We start from the raw sequence: 20895 nt of genomic DNA on the forward strand, positions 1-20895 counted from the left end.
TTGATGCTGCGCCTGCAGCACGCTATAAAAGGCCCGCGCAGCCCCCTCCAGCGTTGAGGGGGCTGTGTATTGTCGGCGTGATCAAAGCGAGCCCGGATGACGGAACAGACCGAAACCACCGTACAGGCCCTGGAACTCAAAGGGCGCATGATGACCCTGACCGTCCTGCGGCTGCTGACGCCGGACGTCAAACATCTCGGGCGGGAACTCGAACAGCGCATGCAGCAGGCGCCGGATTTCTTCCGGCAGCTGCCACTGATCCTCGATGTGGAGGCGGTGGCGGATACCGATCTCCATCTTGATCTGCCCGGTTTTGTCGGGCTGCTGCGTGCCCGGGAGTTCCTGCCCGTGGGCATCCGTGGTGGCGACGACCGCTGGCGGTCGGCTGCCGAGCAGGCCGGGATCGGTGTCTTCACCGGCGGCAGCGAGGCACCCGCGGCGCGTCGTGCCGAGCCGGAGCCCGCCGCCACCCCCGAGCCGGAGACCTCTCCCAGCACCACGGTGCTCCAGCAGGTGCGCTCGGGGCAGCAGGTCTATGCACGCGGGGGGGATCTCATCATACTGTCGTCCGTCAGCCCGGGCGCAGAAGTCCTGGCGGACGGCAACATCCACATCTATGGCGGGCTCTACGGGCGTGCGCTGGCCGGCGTGCGCGGCGATACCGGGGCCCGGATTTTCTGCATGGGATTCAACGCCGAACTGGTAACCGTGGCCGGGACGTACCTGGTCAATGAGCAGTTCGACAAGGCGTATCTGGGGCAGGCGGTGCAGGTGCTGCGCGACGGTGAAGAGCTGCGCATCCGGCCGCTGCCCGGAGTCAATGGCGGCCGCTAGCGCGGCCCGTAACCGGCGTGTCGTGCGCCGGACGACGCAGTCGAGGAGGTGAAGAGTGGCAAAGATCGTCGTGGTGACCTCCGGGAAGGGGGGCGTCGGCAAGACAACGACCAGCGCCGCGCTGGCGACGGGGCTGGCACGTGCCGGGCACCGCACGGCAGTGGTGGATTTCGACGTGGGGCTGCGCAACCTGGATCTGATCATGGGTTGCGAGCGCCGCGTGGTGTATGACTTCGTCAACGTGATCAACGGTGACGCCAACCTCAACCAGGCCCTGATCCGGGACAAGCGCGTGGAGGGGCTCTACGTGCTGGCCGCGTCGCAGACCCGGGACAAGGATGCGCTCACCCAGGAGGGTGTCGAGCGGGTACTGGATGAACTCAGCAACGATTTCGACTACGTGGTCTGCGACTCGCCCGCCGGTATCGAGCGGGGCGCGCTGATGGCCATGTATTTCGCCGACGACGCCATCGTGGTGACCAACCCGGAGGTTTCGTCGGTGCGGGACTCGGACCGGGTGCTGGGCATTCTTGCCAGCAAGACCCGCCGCGCGGAGCAGGGCAAGGATCCGGTGCGCGAGCACCTGCTGCTCAGCCGCTACGCGCCGGATCGTGTCAGCAAGGGGGAGATGCTGAGCCTGGAAGATGTGGGCGAGATCCTCTCCATCGATCTGCTCGGCGTGATCCCGGAGTCCCAGGCGGTGCTCAACGCCTCCAACGCCGGCGTGCCCGTGATCCTCGAGGATGACTCCGACGCGGGACAGGCCTATGCCGACGCCGTCGACCGCTTCCTCGGTCAGGAGCGGCCACTGCGCTTCGTCGACATGCCCAAAAAGGGCTTCTTCGGGCGACTGTTCGGGAGCTGATCATGAATCTGTTGGGATACTTCCGTTCGCAGCGGAAGAAAAGTGCCAGCGTTGCCAAAGAGCGGCTGCAGATTCTGGTCGCGCGGGAACGCGCCCAGCGCGGCGGCCCCGACTACCTGCCGGCCCTCCAGGACGAACTGCTGGAGGTGATCCGCAAGTATGTCGCCGTGGACCAGGACGCCGTGCACATGCAGGTGGATCGGGAAGGTGACTGCGAAATTCTGGAGCTGAACATCACGCTGCCGGAAGACGACGGGCGCTGACAGCCCCCTGAGGAGCTGCCAGCCCGCGGTCAGATGCTGTCCTGGTTGCGCACGTCCACCTGTAGTGACAGGCGGTCGCCGGGCTGCAGGTACGTGCCTGCTTCCAGGTTGTTCCAGCGGCGCAGGTCCTGCACCGACACGCTGAACTCCCGTGCAATGGTGTAAAGGCTGTCGCCACTGCGTACGCGGTAGGTCAGCGAGCGCATGACCGGTTCGTTGGACGGCGGGCCACCGGCTTGCCGCACGTTGCTGGCGTCGTTTACCCAGAGCACCAGTTCCTGTCCCGGGTGCAGCGGGTCGCCCGGGGCCATGCTGTTCCAGCTGGCCACCTTGTCGACCTGCACGCCGTACTTGCGCGAGATGTCCCAGAACGTGTCGCCGGAGCGCACCGTGTGTGTCACACGCTCGCCCTGGCGGTTGCGGTTCTGATGCCGTGCCAGGCGGTTGGCGGCGCTGTGGGAGTACTCGTCGGCGCTGGCGCTGGCGGTGGGAATCATCAGGTGGCGCCCGGCCCGGATCACGTGTCCGTTCAGGTTGTTCGCCTCCTGGATGACGCTCACCGTGGTGTCGTAGCGCCGGGCGATGGCCTCCAGGCTCTCGCCGGACTGGATCTCGTGCCGGTGCCAGCGCATGCGCTCTTCCGGGGCGAGGTCGGCCAGCTTGGCTTCCAGCGGCTCGGCCTTGTTCACCGGCACGGCAAGCCGGTGCGGGCCGTCCGGATCGGTGGCCCAGCGGTCGAACCCGGGGTTCAACCGGTAGACGTCCTCGACGGTCATGTCCGCCAGGTCGGCCACCAGCGCGAGGTCGATCTGGCCATCCAGCTCCACGATGTCCAGGTAAGGCTCGTCAGGGATGCTGGCGAGTTCCAGGTCGTAGGCGTTGGGGTCCTTGATCAGTGCGCTGATCGCCAGCAGCCGCGGCACGTAGTTGCGCGTCTCCTGGGGCAGGGCGAGATCCCAGTAGTCGGTGGACTGGCCGTTGGCCCGGGCCTGGCGGACGGCGGCGCGGACGCGGCCCTCACCGGCGTTGTAGGCAGCCAGTGCCAGCTCCCAGTCGCCGTCGAACATGTCGCCCAGGCGCTCCAGGTAGTCCAGCGCGGCCTCTGTGGAGGCGATCACGTCGCGACGCCCGTCATACCACCAGGAGCGCCGCAGGCCGAAATGCTGTGCCGTGCCCGGGATGAACTGCCAGATGCCGGCCGCACGCCCGTGGGAGTAGGCAAACGGCTGGTAGGCGCTTTCCACCACCGGCAGCAGGGCCAGCTCGGCGGGCAGGTCCCGCTCCTCGATGGCGCTGACGATGTAGTGGAGGTAGGGCTCGGCGCGCTCGATCACGCGGTCGATGTAGGTCTCGTTGCGGCTGAAGCGGTCGATCTTGGCCACGACCCGCGGGTTGTCCATGTCGGAGTCGATGGCGTAGCCCTCGCGCATCCGCGCCCAGAGGTCGTCGGGGTAGATCGTCCCGGACTCCGCCAGCTCGGTGACTGCCGGTTTCTCCGCAAAGACGAACTCCGGCGAAAGCACCTCACCGGGCTGCCACATGGTCTGCGGTAGTGGCTGACCGGCGGGCACTGTCAGTGCGCTGAGATAGGCGCGATCGTCCGACTGATCCTGTTTCTCCTGCTCGGACGATGACATGTGTGCACAGGCCGACAGGGCCAGGCTCGTCACGACCAGCAATGGTGTTCTGATGGAGATCACCCGTCCATCTCCCGATTGTTCGTGTTCTAAAATCGAAAATGCAGGCAGGAACCGCCTGCGCCCCCCTTCTGCGATCAGTCCGGGAGCCGCGCCGGCCGGTGTGCCACCGGCCGGGTCGCATGCCGCCACGCTCAGCTTGCGTCTTTCCAGGCGCGGACTGTCGCGAATACCTCTGCTGGCGAGGTTAACGGCTTGCCCGCCCGCTGTTCTGCGCTCTGTTTCACGTCTTGGACGCCTGAACGCATGAACGGATTCGACCGCAGCTCTTCCTCGATGGTGGTCGGCAGCGTGTACTCACCCCTGGCGCGCAGGGCCTTCACCGCTTCCAGGCGCTCGGTCACGGCCGGGTTGTCCGGCTCCACCTGTTGCGCGAAGCGCAGATTGGCTTCCGTGTACTCGTGGCCTGCGTACACGGCGGTCTCCGGCGGCAGCGAGCCGAGCTTCATCAGGGACTTGAGCATCTGCTCCGGGGTGCCTTCGAACAGACGCCCGCAGCCACCGGCAAACAGCGTGTCGCCGGCAAACAGCAGTCCGTCGCCGTGGTAACTGATGTGTCCCGCGGTGTGGCCCGGTGTCTCCAGCACGGACAGCTCCAGGCCGAGGTTGTCCAGCGTGACCGCGTCACCCTCGCGCAGCGCGTGGGTGCAGTGCGGGATGGTTTCACTGGCCGGCCCGTAGACGGGCACCCGGGCAGTCTGGAGGATCGCGTCCACGCCGCCCTGGTGATCCGGATGGTGGTGCGTGATGAGGATCGCGTCCAGCGTGAGGCCGCGCTCGCTGATGGCGGCAAGGACCGGCGCGGCCTCGCCCGGGTCCACCACGGCGCAGTGACCGTTGTCGGCGGTGATCAGCCAGATGTAGTTGTCGCTCAGCGCGGGAATGGGGTCTACCGAGATCATGGGCATCATGCTAACCACTCAGTTGTCTGGTTCAACAGGGAAAACCGTGTCAGGTTCGTCACCGTGAAGCGGCATCCTGATAGAATCAAGCATGGATCGCATGGTGTTGCCAGATCCGGCACACCCACAGGGCATCACGATGAACGGCGAGACGCTGCAGGCCTGGTATCAGTCGCCACTGGGGAAGCTGGTGGCAGACGCGGAGCGCGAGGCGGCCGGCCGGCTGCTGAACGGCTGCTGCCCCGGGTTCCTGGTGCAGGTGGGCGCCATGGGCGACGGTGAACCGCTGCCGGTGGCCAACGCCGTGCGCCAGTGGGTGGTGGATCACGACGACCTCGTGCGGCCGGGGGTGGTCGCCTGGCATGACGACCTGCCGTTTCGCACCGGCAGCGTCGATACCGTGGTGGTGGTGCACCAGCTCGAGTTCGAGCACGACCCCCATCGGCTGTTGCGTGAAGTGGAGCGGATCCTGTCGCCGGAGGGGCACGTGTTGATCCTGGCGTTCAATCCGCTCAGTCTCTGGGGGCTCGGCCGGGTCGCCGGTCCTCTGCGAGGCGGGCAGCCGCCCTGGTGCGGCCACTATTATACCGGCAAGCGGCTGCGGGACTGGTGTCGCGTGCTGGGGCTGGAGCACCGGCAGCACGAGCGGCTGTTCTTCCGGCCGCCGCTGCAGTGCGTCGGCATTCAGCGGCGTCTGCAGCGTCTGGAGCGGCTCGGGCGGCGATTCTGGCCCATCTTCGGCGGCGTGCACGCCGAGCTCAGTCGCAAGCGTGTCGCCCGGCCCGTCAACATGGGGGCGGCCGTGCGTCGTCAATCCGCTCCGGTGATGGGCTCGCCCGCGGCAGCCCAGGCGCGCCGGGGCCACGTTCAGGCAAAAGTGATCAGAGTTGATGAAAAAAGTCGAAATCTACAGCGACGGCGCGTGTCGCGGTAATCCCGGCCCGGGGGGCTGGGGCGCGTTGATGCGCTGGAATGGCAGCGAAAAGAAACTGTGCGGCGGCGAGCCGGAGACCACCAACAACCGCATGGAGCTCATGGCCGCCATCAACGCGCTGAAGGCCCTGAAACGCCCCTGCCACGTGGTCATCACCACCGATTCCCAGTATGTGCGCAATGGCATCACCCAGTGGCTGCCCAACTGGAAGAAGCGGGGCTGGAAGACGGCCGACCGCAAGCCGGTGAAAAACGCCGACCTGTGGCAGGCCCTGGATGCCGAGACGCAGCGTCACACCGTGGAGTGGGCCTGGGTGCGCGGACACAGCGGCCACACCGAGAACGAGATCGCAGACCAGCTCGCCAACAAGGGGCTGGACGACATGCTGGCGAAGAGCTGACACCACCGAGGAGCGCACCGTGCGACAGATCGTGCTGGACACCGAAACCACGGGCCTGGAGACCGCCCAGGGTCACCGCATCATCGAGATCGGCGCCGTGGAGATGGACGGCCGCCGCAAGACCGGACGCACGTATCACGTCTACCTCAACCCCGACCGCGAAGTGGACCAGGGGGCCGTCGAGATCCACGGCATCACCAACGAGTTTCTCGAGGACAAACCCCGCTTCGCCGACGTGGCAGACGAGTTTCTGGCCTTTATCAAGGGCGCCGACCTGGTCATCCACAACGCGCCCTTCGACGTGGGCTTCATCGACCACGAGTTCCGGCTGCTGGAGCGCGACATCCCGGCGGTGGCCGAGGTGTGCACCGTGACCGATACCCTGGTCATGGCGCGCTCCATGCACCCGGGGCAGCGCAACACCCTGGACGCCCTGTGCAAGCGCTACGAGGTGGACAACTCCCAGCGCGACCTCCACGGCGCGCTGCTGGACGCCGAGATCCTCAGCGACCTCTACCTCGCCATGACCGGCGGCCAGGTCACCCTGTCCCTGGACGCGGACGAAGCGGGCGAGGGCGGTGTCGGCGGGCGTCATGCGCCGCGCCCGGTGAGCGCCGATCGCCCGGCGCTGCGCGTGGTCCGCGCCAGCGACGACGAGCTCGCCGCCCACGAAGCGTGGCTGGAGAAGCTGGACGATGCCTCGGGCGGGCAGAGCGTGTGGCGCCAGCTGGAGGGGCAGCACTGATGCAGCAGGCCATCAGCCTCGACCTGGACGAGACCCTCTGGCGCATCGACGGCGTGCTGGAGCACGCCGAAGCGCAGACCGTCGCCTTTCTGAAGGCCCATTACCCGGCCATCGCCGAGCACTACCCGCCCGAGCGCATGCGTGTCCTGCGGGATCAGGTGGTGGCCGAGCAGCCTGAACTGGTGCACAACGTCACCGCCATGCGCATCCGCACCTTCGAGCGCGCGGCGGAGCTGGTGGGCGCGCCCCGGCGCGCGGCTGAAGAGGCGTTCGAGGTGTTCATCGACGCCCGCCACAAGGTCGAGCTCTACCCCGATGCGTTGCCGCTGCTGGAGCAGCTCCACCAGCGCCACCCGCTGGTGGCTCTCACCAACGGCAACGCCGACGTCCACCGCCTGGCCATGGGGCACTACTTCGTGGCCGCGTTCTCTGCCGTGCAGGTGGGGGCGGCCAAGCCCAGCCGGCCCATGTTCGAGGCCGCTGCCCGCGGCGCCGGCGTGCCCATGGAGCGCATCATCCACGTGGGCGACGACCCGGTCACCGACGTCACCGGCGCCGCCCGCCACGGCCTGCGCGCCGTCTGGCTCAACCGCTCCGGCGCCCCCTGGCCCGAAGACGTGCCCCGGGTCGACTTCGAGGAGATCCGCACCCTCGACCAACTCCCCGACCTCATCGACAAAACGTAGGGTGGACCTTCACGTCCACCATCCAGACAACGCAGCACAACCGTAGGGTGGACGTTTACGTCCACCATCCAACCCCCACCCCACACCCCCGGAGACCAACATGCCAACACCACCACCCGGTTTCGGCATCATCGTCATCGGCGACGAAATCCTCTCCGGCAAACGCACCGACGGCCACATGCCCAAGGTCATCGAACTGCTCGCCGCGCGCGGCCTCGATCTCGCCTGGGCCCGCTTCCTTGGCGACGACCCCGAGCGCCTCACCAACACCCTGCGCCTGTCCATGGCCAGCGACGACATCGTGTTCAGCTTCGGCGGCATCGGCGGCACACCGGACGACCGCACCCGCCAGTGCGCCGGCGCCGCCGCGGGCCTGGAGCTGGAGCCACATCCCGAAGGCGTGCGCCTGCTGCACGAACAGTTCGGCGACGACATCAAACCCGGCCGCCAGCGCATGATCGAATTCCCCAGGGGCGCGGGTATCATCCCCAACCCGGTGAACCGCGTGCCCGGCTTCAGCCTGGGCCACCACTACTTCGTGCCCGGCTTCCCCAACATGGCCTGGCCCATGATCGAATGGGTGCTGGACACCCACTACGCGCATCTCCACGCCGGCGGCAGCCGCAAGGAACGCGCCCTGACCGTGCGCGGCATGCGCGAAAGCCACGCCATCCCGCTACTGGACGAACTCACCGACAAACACCCGGACGTGCGCATCTCCTGCCTGCCCCACTGGATCCCACCGCAGCACGAACTGGAGCTGGGCGCCCGCGGCCCCAACGCCGCCGTGGACGCCGTCATCCAGGCCATGCAGGCCCACCTCACCGCCATGGGCGCGGACTGGGAAGAGGCCGACCTGGACCGCAGACGCGAAGACTGAGCAGCGCACCAACAACCGCCGTTGTGACCAGCCACCCACATCGGCTATACTCCCGCGCTCCAACCAGATAGCCGGTGTAGCTCAGTCGGTAGAGCAACTGATTCGTAATCAGTAGGTCGGCGGTTCGATTCCGTCCACCGGCACCAAACAGCAGCGCGGGAACTTGTTGATCCGCGCGCTACCGTGCCAGGGGCGAGCCCGTTTGCCCTTCCGCGGGCTCAGAGGGGTCGATGTTGCAGCATCGGCCCCTCTTCCTTTCCTTGGATCCCCTGACTTTCGTAATCACGACAGTTCTGGAATCGTGCTCCCAGAGCCCTTCCGCACCACCACCTCGCCCGAGGACAGTGGCCGGATTCCAATAGCGTAGATGAGAGGTTGGATTTCGCCAACACCCGGAGTAGCGGGAAGGGCCTGCAGCCGCCTCCCGCCAGGTCGCTCTCATCCCTACTCGGGACGCGGGAGTCGCGCGACCATGTCGGACATCTGGTCCAGGTCGGGCTGGACGTACTCCATGGTCATCGAAAGCGACGTGTGGCCCAGCAGTTGCTGTAGTGCACGCACGTTCGGGTGGGGCCGCCGCGCAATCTCCGTTGCGCAAGTATGCCGAAGCCGGTGCGGCGAGATCGGTTCATCCATGTAGTCCGACAGCCGTCGGAAGAAGCCGTTGACCTGCTCCTTGGTCAACTCGCCCGGCTTGTAGTGCGTGTTACCGCGGTGGAGGCCCAGGTCGAAGACCTGCCGGCGCCCGAAGCGTCGGTGCCCGACGCGTTCAGCCGTCTTCTGCCACAACACACGGAGTTCGGAAGCCAGCTCAGGCGATAGGGGAACCTCCCATTCCCGCCGGGTCTTGCTCCCCTCGATGGTGAGCAGGATCGCTCCACGCTGCCAGTCGATATCCTGCCAGCGCAGACTGACCAGCTGGCGCCGCCGCATGCCCGTGTAGTACAGCGTCAGGACCACCAGGCGCCAGAACCACCGAGGTTGTAGCCGTGGCTGCTCGTCATCGCCGAGCACGGCGAGAACGCGCTTCAGGAGGTCCTGATTCACGGTCTTCTTCCGGCGATCTCCGGGGGGCGCCGGTCCGACCCGATCCAACGGATCGTGGGTGACCCAGCCAAGTTTCAGAGCATAGCGCCACAGCGCCCGGAACGTGCGCCGGTAGGTGTTCCACGTGGTCGGCGAGGCGCGGTCCAGCACCTCAGAGCGCCAATGGAACAGATGCTTGCGTTCGATGGCATGCAACGGCAGGTCTCCGAATTCCTTCTGGAAACGGCGGATGACCTGCTCGTAGCTCTGAACGGTGGACGGATTCAGGAGGCGCTCGAGGCGATACACCTCCCAGATGTCCCACAAGGTATGCCTGGTTCTCGGCGTGAGGCGAGAACCATTCATTCCGTCGACAGGCATGATTCCCTCCTTGTTCTAAACTGGAGAATGAACCATGCCCCTGGCGGCTCAAGGATAGATCGAGACGGATTAGGAGGTCCAGTCGCCGCTACTTCAGGGAGGGACGCAGGTATCGGTTCGGCTCGGGCCGCCAGGCGCCCAGGATGGGCTCCGGGTCGGGTACCAGGATCCCCTTCAGGTAACCGGTGTGCCGGTCCCGCTCAGCGATGTAGTGGTGGATGTTGGTGTCGTTGCGCGGATTTTTCTGGTGAAGACGCATCTTCAGGAATCGCTTCTGGGCGTTGTTCCAGTCCCTGCCCGTGGCTTGGTAGAAGTCCCGGAATATTCCTGGGGACAGTAGGAGCAGGCCAGCGTCGACGACGTGAACGCGAGCATACGGTTCGTTGATGGCCAGGTGACCTTCCGCCAGTTCGCTGCGGAGCCAGGCCAGGAACGCTTCGCCGTTGTCGTCCGGAAGTGAGTGTCCAGAGTCTGAATCGGCCGTGGGGGCCGAGGTCGTTTGTTCGTCTTTCGCAGTAGCAGCGTTATCGGAATGTGACGGGCAAGCGGGTTCGCGGTCGTTCTGGGGCGTATGCGATGCATAGCTGATGCTCTGCGTTTTGTGTTCGGTTCCTGACCGAGGTGTGACCCCCTCACACCCTCCGATATCGTTCACGACCTGTGACCCCGTCACACCTTCAGCCGCAGCGCTGGTTTCCATGGCATGGCTCGTTGCCTCGGTCTTCGCGTCATCTGCCGTCGATCCAGTGTGCGAATGCACGCTGACGGTGCCCCCGAACTCATCAGGACGACATACCGGGTCCGCCCAGACTCGTGATACTGGAAAGCGAATCAGGGTTAGGTCATGGCTCCAGTCATCGCTGGCCACGGTCGCCTTCCAGATGGCGCGCTCGCCATTCGGCACCAGGATCCCGTGCTCCTGCAGGACATCGAAGATGCGATCATTCGAGGAGGGCACGCCGGTGTGGCCCTCCTGCCGCAGCTGCTCGCGCAATGCGTCAGCCGTGCGCTTGGAGACCAGCCAGAGGTCATCGCCGGTCAGCCAACCGGCAGCCCCGTTGCGATTCAGCGGGAGGTGCTCCTGGTCCAGAAGATGACGAAGCGCGGTGGCCAGCTTTTCGTGTAAGCCTTTCGCCGCCGTCGGCAGGCGGTCGGGGGACCCGCCCCCGAGATTTCGCGCGACCGATTCCCGGTCGGCCTGCAGAAGAATCTGGCCCAGGGGGCCGGCTTGTTCCATGTCACCGTGGATCGCGGCCGTCCACATCGCGAACAGGTCACCGTGTCGCGCGATCCACGTCAGGCTGCATGCCGGAAGCACCCAGTGTGCGACCAGTGGAGCGACGGGCTCGTGGAGCTTATGCCTGCGGTCACGACGGTATCGCACGGCGTACCAGGCCGCGCCCGGGCGATCCGGGATGGGCCCGTGCCACGGCTCCCAGGGTCCCAGTTGTCGGCCGTCCTCTGCGTACAGGGTGATCACCTGATCGACCACCGGTTTGGCCATGTCATGGACGAGTGCCGCAGTGAGTACGGCGTAGGTCCACACATCCGCCTCGTGAACGATGCGCTCCGGCGCTGCCCCGGGCGGCAGGACATGTCCGCGGCGGATCTGTAGCGCCTTCGCTGCCACTTCCAGACCATGGTCGAGCATGCCTCCCAGTCCCGCGTGATGATGGGCTTCCGAGGCCGGCATGAGCTGAACCCAGTCCGCATAGCGGGCGATCATTGCGTCCACGTAGCGCTTCTGGTGCTGGGCGGGCAACGCGAGAAGGTGGGTGATCTGCCGCAGCAGTGTGCGGCGATGCTCGGCGGCAAGCAGTGTGTCCGGGGACATGACGCGCACAAGGCCGGGCCTCGGCGGCCCGTGGTCCTGGTGGCCTTGAGTCTCGTCGGAACGCTGTCGCAGCCAGTTCAGCATTGGGGAAGCGTGCCGGGCGGGAATGCCCGTGACGCCGTGAAATTCTGTCCTGACGTGGAGAGTTTTCTCCTTGAGAGGCTGCGTTCGCTTTGATGATGGGAGGCCGAGGTCGGAAGTGCGGCAGCGGGTGTGACGGGGTCACAAGTCGCGGAGGCCTGCAAGGGTGTGACGGGGTCACACCCAGGTCGGTGCCGCAGCAAGGTGTGAGGGGGCACACCTCCTCGGAGGCCGAGGCCGGAAGTGCGGCAGCGGGTGTGACGGGGTCACAGGTCGCGGAGGCCTGCAAGGGTGTGACGGGGTCACACCCAGGTCGGTGCCGCAGCAAGGTGTGAGGGGGTCACACCCCCTCGGAGGCCGAGGCCGGAAGTGCGGCAGCGGGTGAACGTAGATGAGACTTGGCTCCGCTCCGGTCCCGATTTCCGGCTACGTAGATGAGCGGGAAAGGGCCCTTTAAGGGTAAGGGGGGATCCATGGCGCAGAGGTGGTCCTTGAAGGCCGTTAAACAACGGATCCGGGCTCTGGATTGGGAGATGCAGGAGTTGCACGAGCGGATGGAAGCACTGGTGCAAGAGTTCAAGGGCACCTGGACTCCACCCTGGCCGGCACATCCCGCATTGTGCCCGGGGCGCTCGGAGGCGCCGACACTGATCAAGTGGCGGCCGAAGGGCTCCATGGGCCAAGGGCAGAGCACGGTTCATTTCACTAACGAAGGGCTACAGGAGAAACTCGACGTAGCCGAAATTCCGATATCCACGCGTCTTGCCTGGATCGAGTTCGACAGGCGTATCCAGGTCGTCAATACGGAAGCGAGACTCGCCCATTACGAACGCAGACGGCTGCGCGATTACGTGTCGCAGCTGCAGCGCCTCAATGCCCTTGAAAAATGGGTAAAATCCGCGCAATAGTTTCATGACCTGCCTTTGAACGTGGCATCCAGCATGGAGGCTGGGAACGTGCAACAGGAGTGCATTGCCATGGCGAACGATTTCCGTGGGCGCGGGAACCTGGGTGCCGCGCCGATTCTGCGTCATACCGAAAACGGGGCCGGTGAGGCTGTTCCCGTTGCCAACCTCCGTGTGTATTTCGATCGCCGCAAACCCGTGGGTGACGATTTCGAGGACAGGGGTGGCTTCTGGGCGAACGTGAGCCTGTGGGGGTACCGCGCCGAGGTGGTCGCCAGGCTGTTGCCCAAGGGAGCACGCGTGGCGGTGGAAGGTGAGCTGTACCAGTCCTCCTGGGAAGACCGGGACACCGGTGAGCCGCGCAGCCAGCTGGAGGTGCGCGCGATTCACGTGGACCTGGATCTCGGCCGTGTCGCCTCGGTGCAGCTACAGCCGCCGGCCGGGCGGGAGGACGCCACGGCTGCGGAGGACGAAGCGGAACAGGAGCCGGAGCCATGATCCCTGTCGAGATCGTGGGTCCTCGGTTCCGGAGGGTTCACCACGTACCCTCGCCGCGTGACGCATTTCGCTTCGCTCGGCGTGAGCTCCGGCTGGCGGCTGCAATCGAATGCCGATTCCGCAACGGCGGCTTCGTTACCCGCGTCACGTCTGATGATTACCGGACGTGGCGCGATCCTGCGATGGGTATCGGAAACTCACTGCATGAGCAAGGAAGCACACATGGGACGCCGTAACGTTCTCGTTGTATCCATACTGGTTGGCGTGGTGGGTGGGGCAGGCTGCACCGTGACGGACGACAACGGCCTCGTAGTCGGCATTGATGACGAGCTTCTGGGTGTCGACAACGACGATGCGGAGGCCGAGGCCGAGGCGACCGGTTCTGGTGATCGCCGCCTTCAGGCGGCATCGGGCGATGTCGCCAAGGAGGATGTCACCTTCGTCCTGGAGACCGACCACGATGTGGATACCGTGTATGCCCGGATTCGCCGGGTGTTCGACTTCCAGACCCTGGACGAACGGGAATCCTCGGACGAGCTGCGCCGCGAACTCATCAAGATGGACGTTGGCCATCACCACCGGAAGACGCCTGGCGTCCAGTACAGCCTGCGCGAGATGCAGGAGATCCATGGCCATCGCGCCGTCATGCAGATCGATATTGATCGCGAAGGGGACGGCAGCCGGGTTCACGTCGGGTACTACACCGGCAACGATGCATTTCCCGAGGGGGAGGCGTTCCAGGAGCGTGTGAAGGACAAGCTCCGGCGAGCCCTGGAGTAAAGCGCTTGGACGAAGGACGAGTGAGCCGGTTGCGGGGAGACTAGGGTGTGACGGGGTCACACCCTGGCGCTGGCACTATGACCTGTGACCCCGTCACACCCCTATGACATCGCCTGCTCTTGACAGCTCCGGGACCGTGCCGCTACTGGTATAGGGTATTGGTTTTACCGCCTGCCTGTGAGCGCATCACAGGTCCTTTGAAAGCCCCTTCGGATCGGGAGGAGGGGCGTCGCCTTCGGGCGGTCGATCCATCGATCCAACCTCTACACCCTGCCGGGGAAAGCATTCCCTGGCAGGGAGAGCGCTTTCTCCGGCTTTTTCGTGAAGGAGAAAGCGCCATGTCCGAGAAGTCCTACTTCGATCTCCACATCACCGGCCTCGGTTACGTGAACCGGGTTCGGGAAGTTCGGCCCAAGCGCGGTGAGCCTTTCCTCGCGTGCGACGTCGTGGCCATCCACGGCGATGCCGAGCAGCCCGAACGGACCCGTTTCGATTGCCGCGTTGCCGGCCAGGAAGCCCAGCGCCTCGTTGAGGCAATGCCCACGCACCTTGAGCAAAACCGCAAGGTGCTCATCGGCTTCAAGCTCGGTGATCTCTACGCGGAGAGTTTCACCTATGCCGACGGCGAGAAGGCCGGTGAGACCGGGATATCGCTGAAGGCGAGGCTCCTGAAAATCAGCTGGGTTCGCATCGACGGGGAGAAGGTCTACCCGCCGGTGGAAGCCCGCAACCAGGAGACAGCCTGAGCGTTCTTTAACAAGACGGTTTACCAACACGGGAGATTCCGGGGCCTCGCGCCCCGGCGTCTTCCACGAGTCCGTGCGTGCGCGGGTTGGAGGAAGACGCCTCCATCGCGTGCCTGGAGCGTATCCAGGCCCCGGAGAAGCCCCTTCGGATCGGGTAGAGGGGCGCCGCCTGCGGGCGGTCGATCCACACGTTCTACTTCATCCCACCGGGGACGGCTTCCCCGGTGGGGAGGCCTGTCCCCGCCGTTCAGAGGAGACAGGCCATGACCAAGGACATGGACAAGCGCGATCTCTACCAGGAGGTCACCGACAAGATCGTCGCCGCCCTCGAAGAGGGCACCGTGCCCTGGGTGAAGCCCTGGGACAGTCGTCACGCCTCGGTGACGGCAGGGTATCCGTGCAACGCCCTCACAGGCCGTCCCTACCACGGCGTCAACGTGCCGCTGCTGTGGTTGGAGCAGACGTTGCGGGGGTTCACCAACAATCGTTGGATCACCTTCCGGCAAGCCAAGGAGGTCGGTGGGCACGTTAAGCGGGGTGAGAAGGGCACGTTGGTGACCTTCTTCAAGCCGATCCGAAAGCAGCTTACGGACGAGTCCGGCAATCCTCGGTTCGACGATAACGGCAATCCCCTGGAGCGGACGATTCCCCTGCTCAAGGGGTTCACCGTGTTCAACGTCGATCAGATCCAGGACCTTCCGGAGGAATACCTGGAACCAGAGGTCAAAGCGAAAGACTTGCCGGAGCCGCTGGAGGCAGCCGAGACGGTGATCGCGGCGACTGGAGCCGACATTCGGCACGGTGGGCCAGAGGCGTACTACGCACCACTGTCCGACCATGTGCAGATGCCGCCCGGAGCGGCGTTCCTCTCCCAGGAAGGGTACTACGGCACGTTGCTGCACGAGCTCACACACTGGACTGGGCATGGCTCTCGGCTCGCCCGGGACGGGATCGTCCACTTCCAGGGATTCGGGAGTTCGTCGTACGCCTTCGAGGAGCTGGTCGCGGAACTTGGTGGGGCATTCCTGTGCGCCGAGACCGGGATCCAGGGTGACCTTCGTCATGAAGGCTACATCGCTTCCTGGTTGGAGGTTCTCAGAGGCGATAAGCGGGCCATCTTCCGTGCATCCACGCAGGCGCGGCGGAGCACGGAGTATCTGATGGCGCAGACGCGTGAGGGACATGCGGCAGCCGAGGGTCGACAGGTTGCCCTGGCCTGAACCGACGCCCAAGCCGGTAGGAGATCAACACATGGACGAGACCCTTCGACAACGCAGTGACGGGGACTGGGAGGTGACCCTTCCCAGTGGACAGGTATGGAGCTCCCCGAGCAAGGAGGCGCTGGAGACGTTGTTCCAGTCGCAGCGGCGAAGCGAGGCGGCGAAGCAGCGGTTCCTGGAAGCCTGGAAGCGGGCCGTCAAGCTGATCGGGCCGGAGTACTTCCAGGCGGATGCCGAGTCGGTCGACACCGCGACCGACAAGTGGGATCTGCAACCCGATCTCATGGCACTCACGGAGCTGATTCGCAGCCCCATCAGTCCAGGACAGCGGACGTTCATCGGCGCCTGTTGCAGTTTCTACAACTCGGAGAGTGGGCAGATTCTGCTGGGTTTGGCCGGTGACGATCGCATGAACCTCTGCGACATCGCTCGCACCCTCGATGAGGAACGCACGGCCATCGTCGCCGAGCTCTTCCTCAACTACCGCGGTTGGTGATCGCCATCGCGCAATGACACCGGGGCCCCGTGCCCCGGCGTCTTCCCGGAGCTGCTGGCCGCATATCCGGCAGCTCCGGGAAGACGCCTCCATCGCGTGCCTGGTGCGTATCCAGGCCCCGGTGAAGTCCCTTCGGATCGGGAGGAGGGGCGCCGGCGTTGCCGGTCGATCCTACGTTGAACCACCCCGGCGGGATGGATGTCCCGCCGGGGCGCCTGCCCCGCCGTGTTAGTGCAGGAGGCAGGTCGATGCGAAGCCACTTGATCGCCAACGCGCTCAAGAACATCGGTGTCGGGCTGATCCTGGCGCCGTTGATCGCCCTGTTTGTCGAGGGCAAGAACCACTGGGGGCTTGCTGTCCCGGTGGTCCTGGGGCTCTCGGCAATCCTTGCGGCGGTATGGACACTGCCGGCGCGTGGAGGCTCGGCCGAGGAGGATGTAAAATGACGAGTATGGTTATCGTGTACACGTCAATCGGCGTCGCCATCCTGGTGCTAGCCGCCGTCGGGTTCTGGTTCCGTCACCAGGAGTCCCGTCAGCGGCAACAGGACCGGTAGTCGCTCATACACTTGAAACCCCACCGGGGAGGCATCCTCCCTGGTGGGGCGGTGTCTCCCGTATTGTCTTCTGGAGGCACCCATGCGTAGGCAATTCGATGATCAGGTCACCGAGCCGGTGACACAACTCGCCGACCACCGAGAGGACGAGGGCCAGGCGGATCGCCTGATCCAGCAGGCGTTGGCCGTGGTGCGCAGCCGGTTCGAGCGGGGCGAGGCGCTCCAGTCCCCGCGAGACGCGGCCAGGTACGTTCAGTTATGGCTGGGTCCCAGGCAGCAGGAGGTGTTCGCCTGCCTGTTCCTGGACAACCGGCACCGGATCATCGCATCCGAAGTACTGTTCCACGGTACCGTGGATTCGGCTGCCATCTACCCTCGGGAGGTGGTGCGCCGGACCATCGATCACAATGCCGCAGCCGTGATCTGTGCCCACAATCACCCGTCGGGCTCACCCGAGCCCTCCCGAGCCGACGAGATAATCACACGTCGACTGCAGGAGGCGCTGAGCTTGGTGGACGTTCGTCTGCTCGACCACCTCGTGGTGGGGGAGACAGTCACCAGCCTCGCTGAGCGAGGCTGCACTTGACGAACAGGGGAGGCCTTTCCGGGCCTCCCCTTTTCTGTGGGCGCTCAGTAGATTCAGTGCGTTAGCTGCGAGTCGTAGCGCATCCTGCCATCGTGTGAGCCCTACGGTCTTGGAAGAGGCTTTCGCTGGCACAGGGCTAGCCCCATGCAGCAATTCCCAAGGTTTGTTGGACAGCCCTGTCCGCCATCGCAGACCCGCATCGTCCGGCTTTGTGAACTGACGGTGCAAGTCGTAAGCCAGGCTAAGTCAACCGTTGCTCGTATTACCCCATAGTGCAGAATGGCAAGTGCTTGGAAACGCAACTGTTCGTTCAGGCGCTGACTTTGGCATGTTCCGACGCGCCTGAACTGTGACGGTCGTCAAAGAGATGCTTGCGCTTATATACGGGAATATATAGTGTTTACTCTAAGTGTGGACGATGACGCGTACAACGATTTGCGTGGTATTCGCGCGTCTGACCCAGTAGCCGCAGCGAGGGTCATCAGAGTGATCCAGCGGATTAAACATGATCCGCATTTGCTTGAGACGCTGCTGGACCACGGGTATGACAACCGAGTTGAACCCAGGTTTGACGTTAAGAAGTGGCAAGCTCAATGGGGCCAACAGAGACGCGACCTGTGGCGATTGAAGCTATGGGACCCCGCTGGCCGATTGCTACCTTATCGCGTCATTTATGCGTACTTCATTGCAAGTCGGCGGGTAGAAATACTCGGTGTTGTTGAACGAGGCAAAGCTTATGACGCTACCAACCCAACAGGACAACGGATCATCCAACGTTACGACGCGCTTTTACCAGAGTTGGGATGATGGCGAGGGAGTTGTTGCCGAGGAGCCTGTAACCGAGACCGACTCGGTAACCGCGAAGGTTGTCCATATCGGCACGTTTGCTCCTCATCTGCGTCCGAGCGCAGTGAAGTCGCACGATATCGACGACATCGCCGCAGAGTTTGAGGAGTTACATCCTGAGGAGATGGCTGATGCCCAGCGGTGGGTGCATGAGGCCCTCTACCCTGATGAAGAGAACACGATCCGTTCGATCCGCATGGCGAAAGGGCTGTCGCAGGCGGCATTGGCCGCGTTGATGGATTCGAATCAGCCTCACGTTGCCAGGATCGAGGCAGGACGTGTGGATATCGCGATGAGCACGGCCCGTAAGCTGGCGGCTGCGCTTGACCTCGATCTCAACCAATTGGATCAAGCCCTGCTCAACCAATGCTCTTTCGAGGAGTCACGGCGTGGTTGATAGGTACGCTCACGCTATCTTTTGCGATGACGTTCGGATGGAGAGGGGAGGAAAACAGACCTTTGTTGGCGTTTATGGGCCAAGTCTTCGCGTTGATAGTTTCCCCGCAACCTTGCCGTCATTCTGGGCGGTCGTGTACCTAGTGAGCCCTGCGAGCGATCCGGTTACCGAACTGAAAGTGCAGGTGAAGAAGGGTGACGAAGTCCTCGGAGAGGCGGATATCGATGGTGACGAGCTAAGGGGGTTGTATCCTTCAAGTGTTCGAGAGCGGACTAGCGACGCACATCGGATCACAGCGAACCTGCAGATTCAGTTCTCGCCTCTGAAGCTCGCATCGGATGGTCTCATCTGTGTCATCGTTCAGACTGAGCGTGAGGTTTTTGATGCCGGCCACCTGAAGGTGCAAGAACGAACTCGGGTGCAGCCTAAGGAGAAAAACCCGGGAGCCTGACCTGGGAATGGGCCGCTCTCTTGAGTTTCAGGGTTGGTAGACGTCTGGTCGCGGCATGGGCGTAAGGCGTGCATGTTTCAACTGTTGTGCCGTGTATCGGCCGGCCGGTACCTACGCAGAGAGCCTGCCGCTTCCCGAAAAGCGTATGCGATACCAGCTACAGGGGCTACCGACACAGAGTGATTTCCGCGGAGCGTTCTCAACGCTGTTAAAGTGATCGAGTCAACCGCGAGCCTGGAGCGTATCCAGGCCCCGGTAAGCCCCTTCGGATCGGGAGGAGGGGCGCCGGCGCTGCCGGTCGATCCATGCGCTCCCGTGGAGCCCCTGGCCGGGAGCGGTTTCACGCCCGGCTCGCCCACCGGGCACTTCGTCGGCCCTGGGCCGGCTCGCTCGACTTCGCCGGGCTCTCGGCCCGGCCCCTCACTCGCTGGATAGGCCTGCTCAGTGAACTGAGCAAGGAACTCATAATTCCTAGGGTTTTCTGCCTTGGGGAGAGACCTCCCCCGGAGGTGCTCCAGGCGCCTCCCGGGGAGGTCTCTCGGCCTCCATCCGGTCAACGGATGCCGGCCGCCCGCCGCCGGATGGATGGGCGGGTCCCTTTGTGCGGGTGATCCGTGCCAGCGAAGTGATGGGTCCATACCCCCGTGTGATGGACCGGCGAGCACAGAAGACAGCCGCAGCGGGAGGGCTGTACCACGCTTGCTGCGGGGTTGGCTCAACCATCGGATATGCGACCGCTTCTACGCCTTCTGGTCGCCTCCTGTTTCCACGCCGGAATGATCCACCGCGTCTGACCCCGCTCCTGCGCCGCTCCGTCACTGAGCGGTGCAGGAGTGTTTCTGCCATCCAAGAAAACCGACTTTGAACCAGTAAAGGTTTTCCGTCCGGCTCCGCCCGTCGTCACGGGAGACTCGCTCCCGTGGTTCGCGACAGGGACGGAAGCCTGATGCGCCGTGTAGGGATCATGATTCTCGGAATGGCTCTGGCCGTGGTCCCGGCGTTCGCCGTGGCGGATGCCGACGCCGAGCGGGAGGCGCTAAGCCGGCTGGTGTACGAGCTGGAGGCGCTGGAGCCGCTCATCGACGAGGCGGAAGCGCAGAGCGATCCGGACCAGCGCATTCGCATGGAGTACGACTGGCTGCGGCGCGATCTGGAACGGGTCCGTTCCGGGATCCGTGACCACATTGAGGCCCCGAGGCGTCAGCCGCGCCCTGCCACACCGCGGGAGATTGAACCGCTGCGCGGGGACTACCGGCGATGAACGAGACGCAGGCGGGCCAGTTTGCCGTGTGGGCCGGTGTCGATGCACAGACACTGGCGCTGGCCATCGCCTCGGTGGTCGCCGTTCTCTACATCCTCTGGCTGACCTGGGTGGGGATGAGTCAGTACCGCGCCTGGGCGAATAACGACAAGGAAGCATCGCTGCTGGACGTCACGTGGACGTTCATTCGGGCTGCTGTGGTGGTGATGATCGTGGGCTTTTTCATCCGGCCCGCGTAGCGGGCCAACAGGGAGGATCTCGCTATGCTCAAGCGCAACATGGAGCGTGCCAGGAGTGCGCTCATCGGTCTCGGCACCACGGTCCTGTCGGTGCCGGCCGCCGCCAACCTGCCGGATGCCCCGGAGCCGGAAGGGGGCTACGAGGAAGGCAACTGGATCGACCTCATGCAGGGGTATCTCTTCGAGGGCGGCACCGTGCTCGCCACCGTCGTGTCCATGGCCGGGTTCGTGTGGGTGAGCTGGACGGGGCTCACCAAGTTCAACGAGGCGCGCCAAGGCAAGGCGGAGTGGGGCGAGGTCGGCCTGCTCGGCATCGCGGGCGGCGTGCTGCTGCTGGTGATCGCGTTCCTGTTGCAGCAGGCCCTGGCCATCATCGGGGGATGAAA

Annotated in this window: 24 protein-coding genes, 1 tRNA gene and 1 pseudogene; 22 read left to right on the forward strand and 4 right to left on the reverse strand. The window is 64.6% G+C overall.

Annotation, left to right across the window (positions count from 1 at the left end; all coding sequences use genetic code 11):
* Nucleotides 1-96: 96 nt before the first annotated feature.
* From minC to minE, 3 genes are read left to right on the forward strand one after another with little or no spacing between them, the layout of a single operon-like run.
* Nucleotides 97-834 (forward strand): septum site-determining protein MinC, encoded by a 738-nt coding sequence (gene minC, locus BMZ02_RS17890; protein ID WP_091646349.1) that lies wholly within the window; start codon nucleotides 97-99, stop codon nucleotides 832-834.
* 55 nt (nucleotides 835-889) lie between these two features.
* Nucleotides 890-1699, forward strand: coding sequence for a septum site-determining protein MinD (minD, locus tag BMZ02_RS17895; RefSeq protein ID WP_091646351.1), 810 nt, complete (start codon nucleotides 890-892; stop codon nucleotides 1697-1699).
* Between the two features lie 2 nt (nucleotides 1700-1701).
* Nucleotides 1702-1962 (forward strand): cell division topological specificity factor MinE, encoded by a 261-nt coding sequence (gene minE / locus BMZ02_RS17900; protein ID WP_091646353.1) that lies wholly within the window; start codon nucleotides 1702-1704, stop codon nucleotides 1960-1962.
* Nucleotides 1963-1991: 29 nt separating this feature from the next.
* Here the strand turns inward: minE and BMZ02_RS17905 are convergent, their stop codons facing one another.
* The gene (locus tag BMZ02_RS17905; RefSeq protein WP_216110936.1) at nucleotides 1992-3662 is read right to left on the reverse strand and encodes a lytic transglycosylase; all 1671 of its coding nucleotides are present in this window, start codon (nucleotides 3660-3662) and stop codon (nucleotides 1992-1994) included.
* A gap of 131 nt (nucleotides 3663-3793) precedes the next feature.
* On the reverse strand, nucleotides 3794-4561 hold the full coding sequence (gene gloB / locus BMZ02_RS17910) for a hydroxyacylglutathione hydrolase (RefSeq protein WP_091646416.1): 768 nt from the start codon (nucleotides 4559-4561) through the stop codon (nucleotides 3794-3796).
* 139 nt (nucleotides 4562-4700) lie between these two features.
* On the opposite strand from gloB, the gene BMZ02_RS17915 reads away from it, so the two are divergent.
* The 6 genes from BMZ02_RS17915 (at nucleotide 4701) to BMZ02_RS17940 (ending at nucleotide 8352) form a co-directional block, all read left to right on the forward strand.
* Nucleotides 4701-5495: a methyltransferase domain-containing protein gene (locus BMZ02_RS17915; protein WP_171909987.1), complete on the forward strand. Its 795-nt coding sequence runs from the start codon at nucleotides 4701-4703 to the stop codon at nucleotides 5493-5495.
* Nucleotides 5452-5895: a ribonuclease HI gene (gene rnhA, locus BMZ02_RS17920; RefSeq protein WP_091646358.1), complete on the forward strand. Its 444-nt coding sequence runs from the start codon at nucleotides 5452-5454 to the stop codon at nucleotides 5893-5895. The genes BMZ02_RS17915 and rnhA overlap by 44 nt, the downstream gene beginning before the upstream one ends.
* Before the next feature lie 19 nt (nucleotides 5896-5914).
* Nucleotides 5915-6640, forward strand: coding sequence for a DNA polymerase III subunit epsilon (gene dnaQ / locus BMZ02_RS17925; protein ID WP_091646359.1), 726 nt, complete (start codon nucleotides 5915-5917; stop codon nucleotides 6638-6640).
* Nucleotides 6640-7326 carry an HAD family hydrolase gene (locus BMZ02_RS17930; protein ID WP_091646361.1) on the forward strand — a complete coding sequence of 229 codons (687 nt, stop codon included), beginning with the start codon at nucleotides 6640-6642 and terminating at the stop codon, nucleotides 7324-7326. Before dnaQ ends, BMZ02_RS17930 begins: the two co-directional genes overlap by 1 nt.
* A gap of 100 nt (nucleotides 7327-7426) precedes the next feature.
* Complete coding sequence (locus tag BMZ02_RS17935; RefSeq protein ID WP_091646362.1) at nucleotides 7427-8206, forward strand: competence/damage-inducible protein A; 780 nt, start codon at nucleotides 7427-7429, stop codon at nucleotides 8204-8206.
* 70 nt (nucleotides 8207-8276) lie between these two features.
* A tRNA-Thr gene (locus BMZ02_RS17940) sits at nucleotides 8277-8352 on the forward strand.
* 298 nt (nucleotides 8353-8650) lie between these two features.
* On the opposite strand, the gene BMZ02_RS17945 is transcribed toward BMZ02_RS17940, so the two are convergent.
* Nucleotides 8651-9613: a tyrosine-type recombinase/integrase gene (locus tag BMZ02_RS17945; protein WP_245754077.1), complete on the reverse strand. Its 963-nt coding sequence runs from the start codon at nucleotides 9611-9613 to the stop codon at nucleotides 8651-8653.
* Nucleotides 9614-9701: 88 nt separating this feature from the next.
* Nucleotides 9702-11531: a MobH family relaxase gene (mobH, locus tag BMZ02_RS17950; protein ID WP_139209264.1), complete on the reverse strand. Its 1830-nt coding sequence runs from the start codon at nucleotides 11529-11531 to the stop codon at nucleotides 9702-9704.
* Between the two features lie 470 nt (nucleotides 11532-12001).
* On the opposite strand from mobH, the gene BMZ02_RS17955 reads away from it, so the two are divergent.
* The 13 genes and pseudogenes from BMZ02_RS17955 (at nucleotide 12002) to BMZ02_RS18015 (ending at nucleotide 20893) form a co-directional block, all read left to right on the forward strand.
* Complete coding sequence (locus BMZ02_RS17955; protein ID WP_091646366.1) at nucleotides 12002-12436, forward strand: hypothetical protein; 435 nt, start codon at nucleotides 12002-12004, stop codon at nucleotides 12434-12436.
* Between the two features lie 69 nt (nucleotides 12437-12505).
* Nucleotides 12506-12931 (forward strand): single-stranded DNA-binding protein, encoded by a 426-nt coding sequence (gene ssb, locus BMZ02_RS17960; RefSeq protein WP_091646368.1) that lies wholly within the window; start codon nucleotides 12506-12508, stop codon nucleotides 12929-12931.
* A gap of 204 nt (nucleotides 12932-13135) precedes the next feature.
* Complete coding sequence (locus tag BMZ02_RS17965) at nucleotides 13136-13711, forward strand: hypothetical protein (RefSeq protein WP_139209266.1); 576 nt, start codon at nucleotides 13136-13138, stop codon at nucleotides 13709-13711.
* A 338-nt stretch (nucleotides 13712-14049) separates the two neighbouring features.
* Nucleotides 14050-14457 (forward strand): STY4534 family ICE replication protein, encoded by a 408-nt coding sequence (locus BMZ02_RS17970; protein ID WP_091646371.1) that lies wholly within the window; start codon nucleotides 14050-14052, stop codon nucleotides 14455-14457.
* 263 nt (nucleotides 14458-14720) lie between these two features.
* Nucleotides 14721-15677: an ArdC family protein gene (locus BMZ02_RS17975; RefSeq protein ID WP_091646373.1), complete on the forward strand. Its 957-nt coding sequence runs from the start codon at nucleotides 14721-14723 to the stop codon at nucleotides 15675-15677.
* Nucleotides 15678-15708: 31 nt separating this feature from the next.
* Nucleotides 15709-16173, forward strand: a complete 465-nt coding sequence (locus tag BMZ02_RS17980) for a hypothetical protein (RefSeq protein WP_091646374.1) — start codon at nucleotides 15709-15711, stop codon at nucleotides 16171-16173.
* Nucleotides 16174-16421: 248 nt separating this feature from the next.
* Nucleotides 16422-16619, forward strand: coding sequence for a hypothetical protein (locus BMZ02_RS17985; RefSeq protein ID WP_091646376.1), 198 nt, complete (start codon nucleotides 16422-16424; stop codon nucleotides 16617-16619).
* A gap of 309 nt (nucleotides 16620-16928) precedes the next feature.
* A pseudogene (radC, locus tag BMZ02_RS17990) lies at nucleotides 16929-17315 on the forward strand (RadC family protein); the annotation flags it as partial.
* 736 nt (nucleotides 17316-18051) lie between these two features.
* Nucleotides 18052-18558 carry a helix-turn-helix domain-containing protein gene (locus BMZ02_RS19140; RefSeq protein WP_091646380.1) on the forward strand — a complete coding sequence of 169 codons (507 nt, stop codon included), beginning with the start codon at nucleotides 18052-18054 and terminating at the stop codon, nucleotides 18556-18558.
* Entirely contained in the window at nucleotides 18551-19009 is a 459-nt protein-coding gene (locus BMZ02_RS18000; RefSeq protein ID WP_091646382.1) for a DUF6941 family protein, read from the forward strand. The genes BMZ02_RS19140 and BMZ02_RS18000 overlap by 8 nt, the downstream gene beginning before the upstream one ends.
* 946 nt (nucleotides 19010-19955) lie before the next feature.
* On the forward strand, nucleotides 19956-20270 hold the full coding sequence (locus tag BMZ02_RS18005) for an integrative conjugative element protein, RAQPRD family (RefSeq protein WP_091646384.1): 315 nt from the start codon (nucleotides 19956-19958) through the stop codon (nucleotides 20268-20270).
* Complete coding sequence (locus tag BMZ02_RS18010; RefSeq protein ID WP_091646385.1) at nucleotides 20267-20509, forward strand: TIGR03758 family integrating conjugative element protein; 243 nt, start codon at nucleotides 20267-20269, stop codon at nucleotides 20507-20509. Before BMZ02_RS18005 ends, BMZ02_RS18010 begins: the two co-directional genes overlap by 4 nt.
* Before the next feature lie 24 nt (nucleotides 20510-20533).
* On the forward strand, nucleotides 20534-20893 hold the full coding sequence (locus BMZ02_RS18015; protein WP_091646387.1) for a TIGR03745 family integrating conjugative element membrane protein: 360 nt from the start codon (nucleotides 20534-20536) through the stop codon (nucleotides 20891-20893).
* Nucleotides 20894-20895: the final 2 nt, after the last annotated feature.

The organism is Aquisalimonas asiatica, assembly GCF_900110585.1.
GTDB lineage: Bacteria > Pseudomonadota > Gammaproteobacteria > Nitrococcales > Aquisalimonadaceae > Aquisalimonas > Aquisalimonas asiatica.

Excerpts from the sequence above, each read along its gene's own strand:
- minC (WP_091646349.1), top strand. The coding sequence starts at position 97 with ATGACGGAACAGACCGAAACCACCGTACAGGCCCTGGAACTCAAAGGG.
- minE (WP_091646353.1), top strand. The coding sequence starts at position 1,702 with ATGAATCTGTTGGGATACTTCCGTTCGCAGCGGAAGAAAAGTGCCAGC.
- gloB (WP_091646416.1), bottom strand. The coding sequence starts at position 4,561 with ATGATCTCGGTAGACCCCATTCCCGCGCTGAGCGACAACTACATCTGG.
- BMZ02_RS17915 (WP_171909987.1), top strand. The coding sequence starts at position 4,701 with ATGAACGGCGAGACGCTGCAGGCCTGGTATCAGTCGCCACTGGGGAAG.
- rnhA (WP_091646358.1), top strand. The coding sequence starts at position 5,452 with ATGAAAAAAGTCGAAATCTACAGCGACGGCGCGTGTCGCGGTAATCCC.
- BMZ02_RS17930 (WP_091646361.1), top strand. The coding sequence starts at position 6,640 with ATGCAGCAGGCCATCAGCCTCGACCTGGACGAGACCCTCTGGCGCATC.
- BMZ02_RS17935 (WP_091646362.1), top strand. The coding sequence starts at position 7,427 with ATGCCAACACCACCACCCGGTTTCGGCATCATCGTCATCGGCGACGAA.
- BMZ02_RS17945 (WP_245754077.1), bottom strand. The coding sequence starts at position 9,613 with ATGCCTGTCGACGGAATGAATGGTTCTCGCCTCACGCCGAGAACCAGG.
- mobH (WP_139209264.1), bottom strand. The coding sequence starts at position 11,531 with ATGCTGAACTGGCTGCGACAGCGTTCCGACGAGACTCAAGGCCACCAG.
- BMZ02_RS17955 (WP_091646366.1), top strand. The coding sequence starts at position 12,002 with ATGGCGCAGAGGTGGTCCTTGAAGGCCGTTAAACAACGGATCCGGGCT.
- ssb (WP_091646368.1), top strand. The coding sequence starts at position 12,506 with ATGGCGAACGATTTCCGTGGGCGCGGGAACCTGGGTGCCGCGCCGATT.
- BMZ02_RS17965 (WP_139209266.1), top strand. The coding sequence starts at position 13,136 with ATGAGCAAGGAAGCACACATGGGACGCCGTAACGTTCTCGTTGTATCC.
- BMZ02_RS17970 (WP_091646371.1), top strand. The coding sequence starts at position 14,050 with ATGTCCGAGAAGTCCTACTTCGATCTCCACATCACCGGCCTCGGTTAC.
- BMZ02_RS17975 (WP_091646373.1), top strand. The coding sequence starts at position 14,721 with ATGACCAAGGACATGGACAAGCGCGATCTCTACCAGGAGGTCACCGAC.
- BMZ02_RS17980 (WP_091646374.1), top strand. The coding sequence starts at position 15,709 with ATGGACGAGACCCTTCGACAACGCAGTGACGGGGACTGGGAGGTGACC.
- BMZ02_RS17985 (WP_091646376.1), top strand. The coding sequence starts at position 16,422 with ATGCGAAGCCACTTGATCGCCAACGCGCTCAAGAACATCGGTGTCGGG.
- BMZ02_RS19140 (WP_091646380.1), top strand. The coding sequence starts at position 18,052 with ATGACGCTACCAACCCAACAGGACAACGGATCATCCAACGTTACGACG.
- BMZ02_RS18005 (WP_091646384.1), top strand. The coding sequence starts at position 19,956 with ATGCGCCGTGTAGGGATCATGATTCTCGGAATGGCTCTGGCCGTGGTC.
- BMZ02_RS18010 (WP_091646385.1), top strand. The coding sequence starts at position 20,267 with ATGAACGAGACGCAGGCGGGCCAGTTTGCCGTGTGGGCCGGTGTCGAT.
- BMZ02_RS18015 (WP_091646387.1), top strand. The coding sequence starts at position 20,534 with ATGCTCAAGCGCAACATGGAGCGTGCCAGGAGTGCGCTCATCGGTCTC.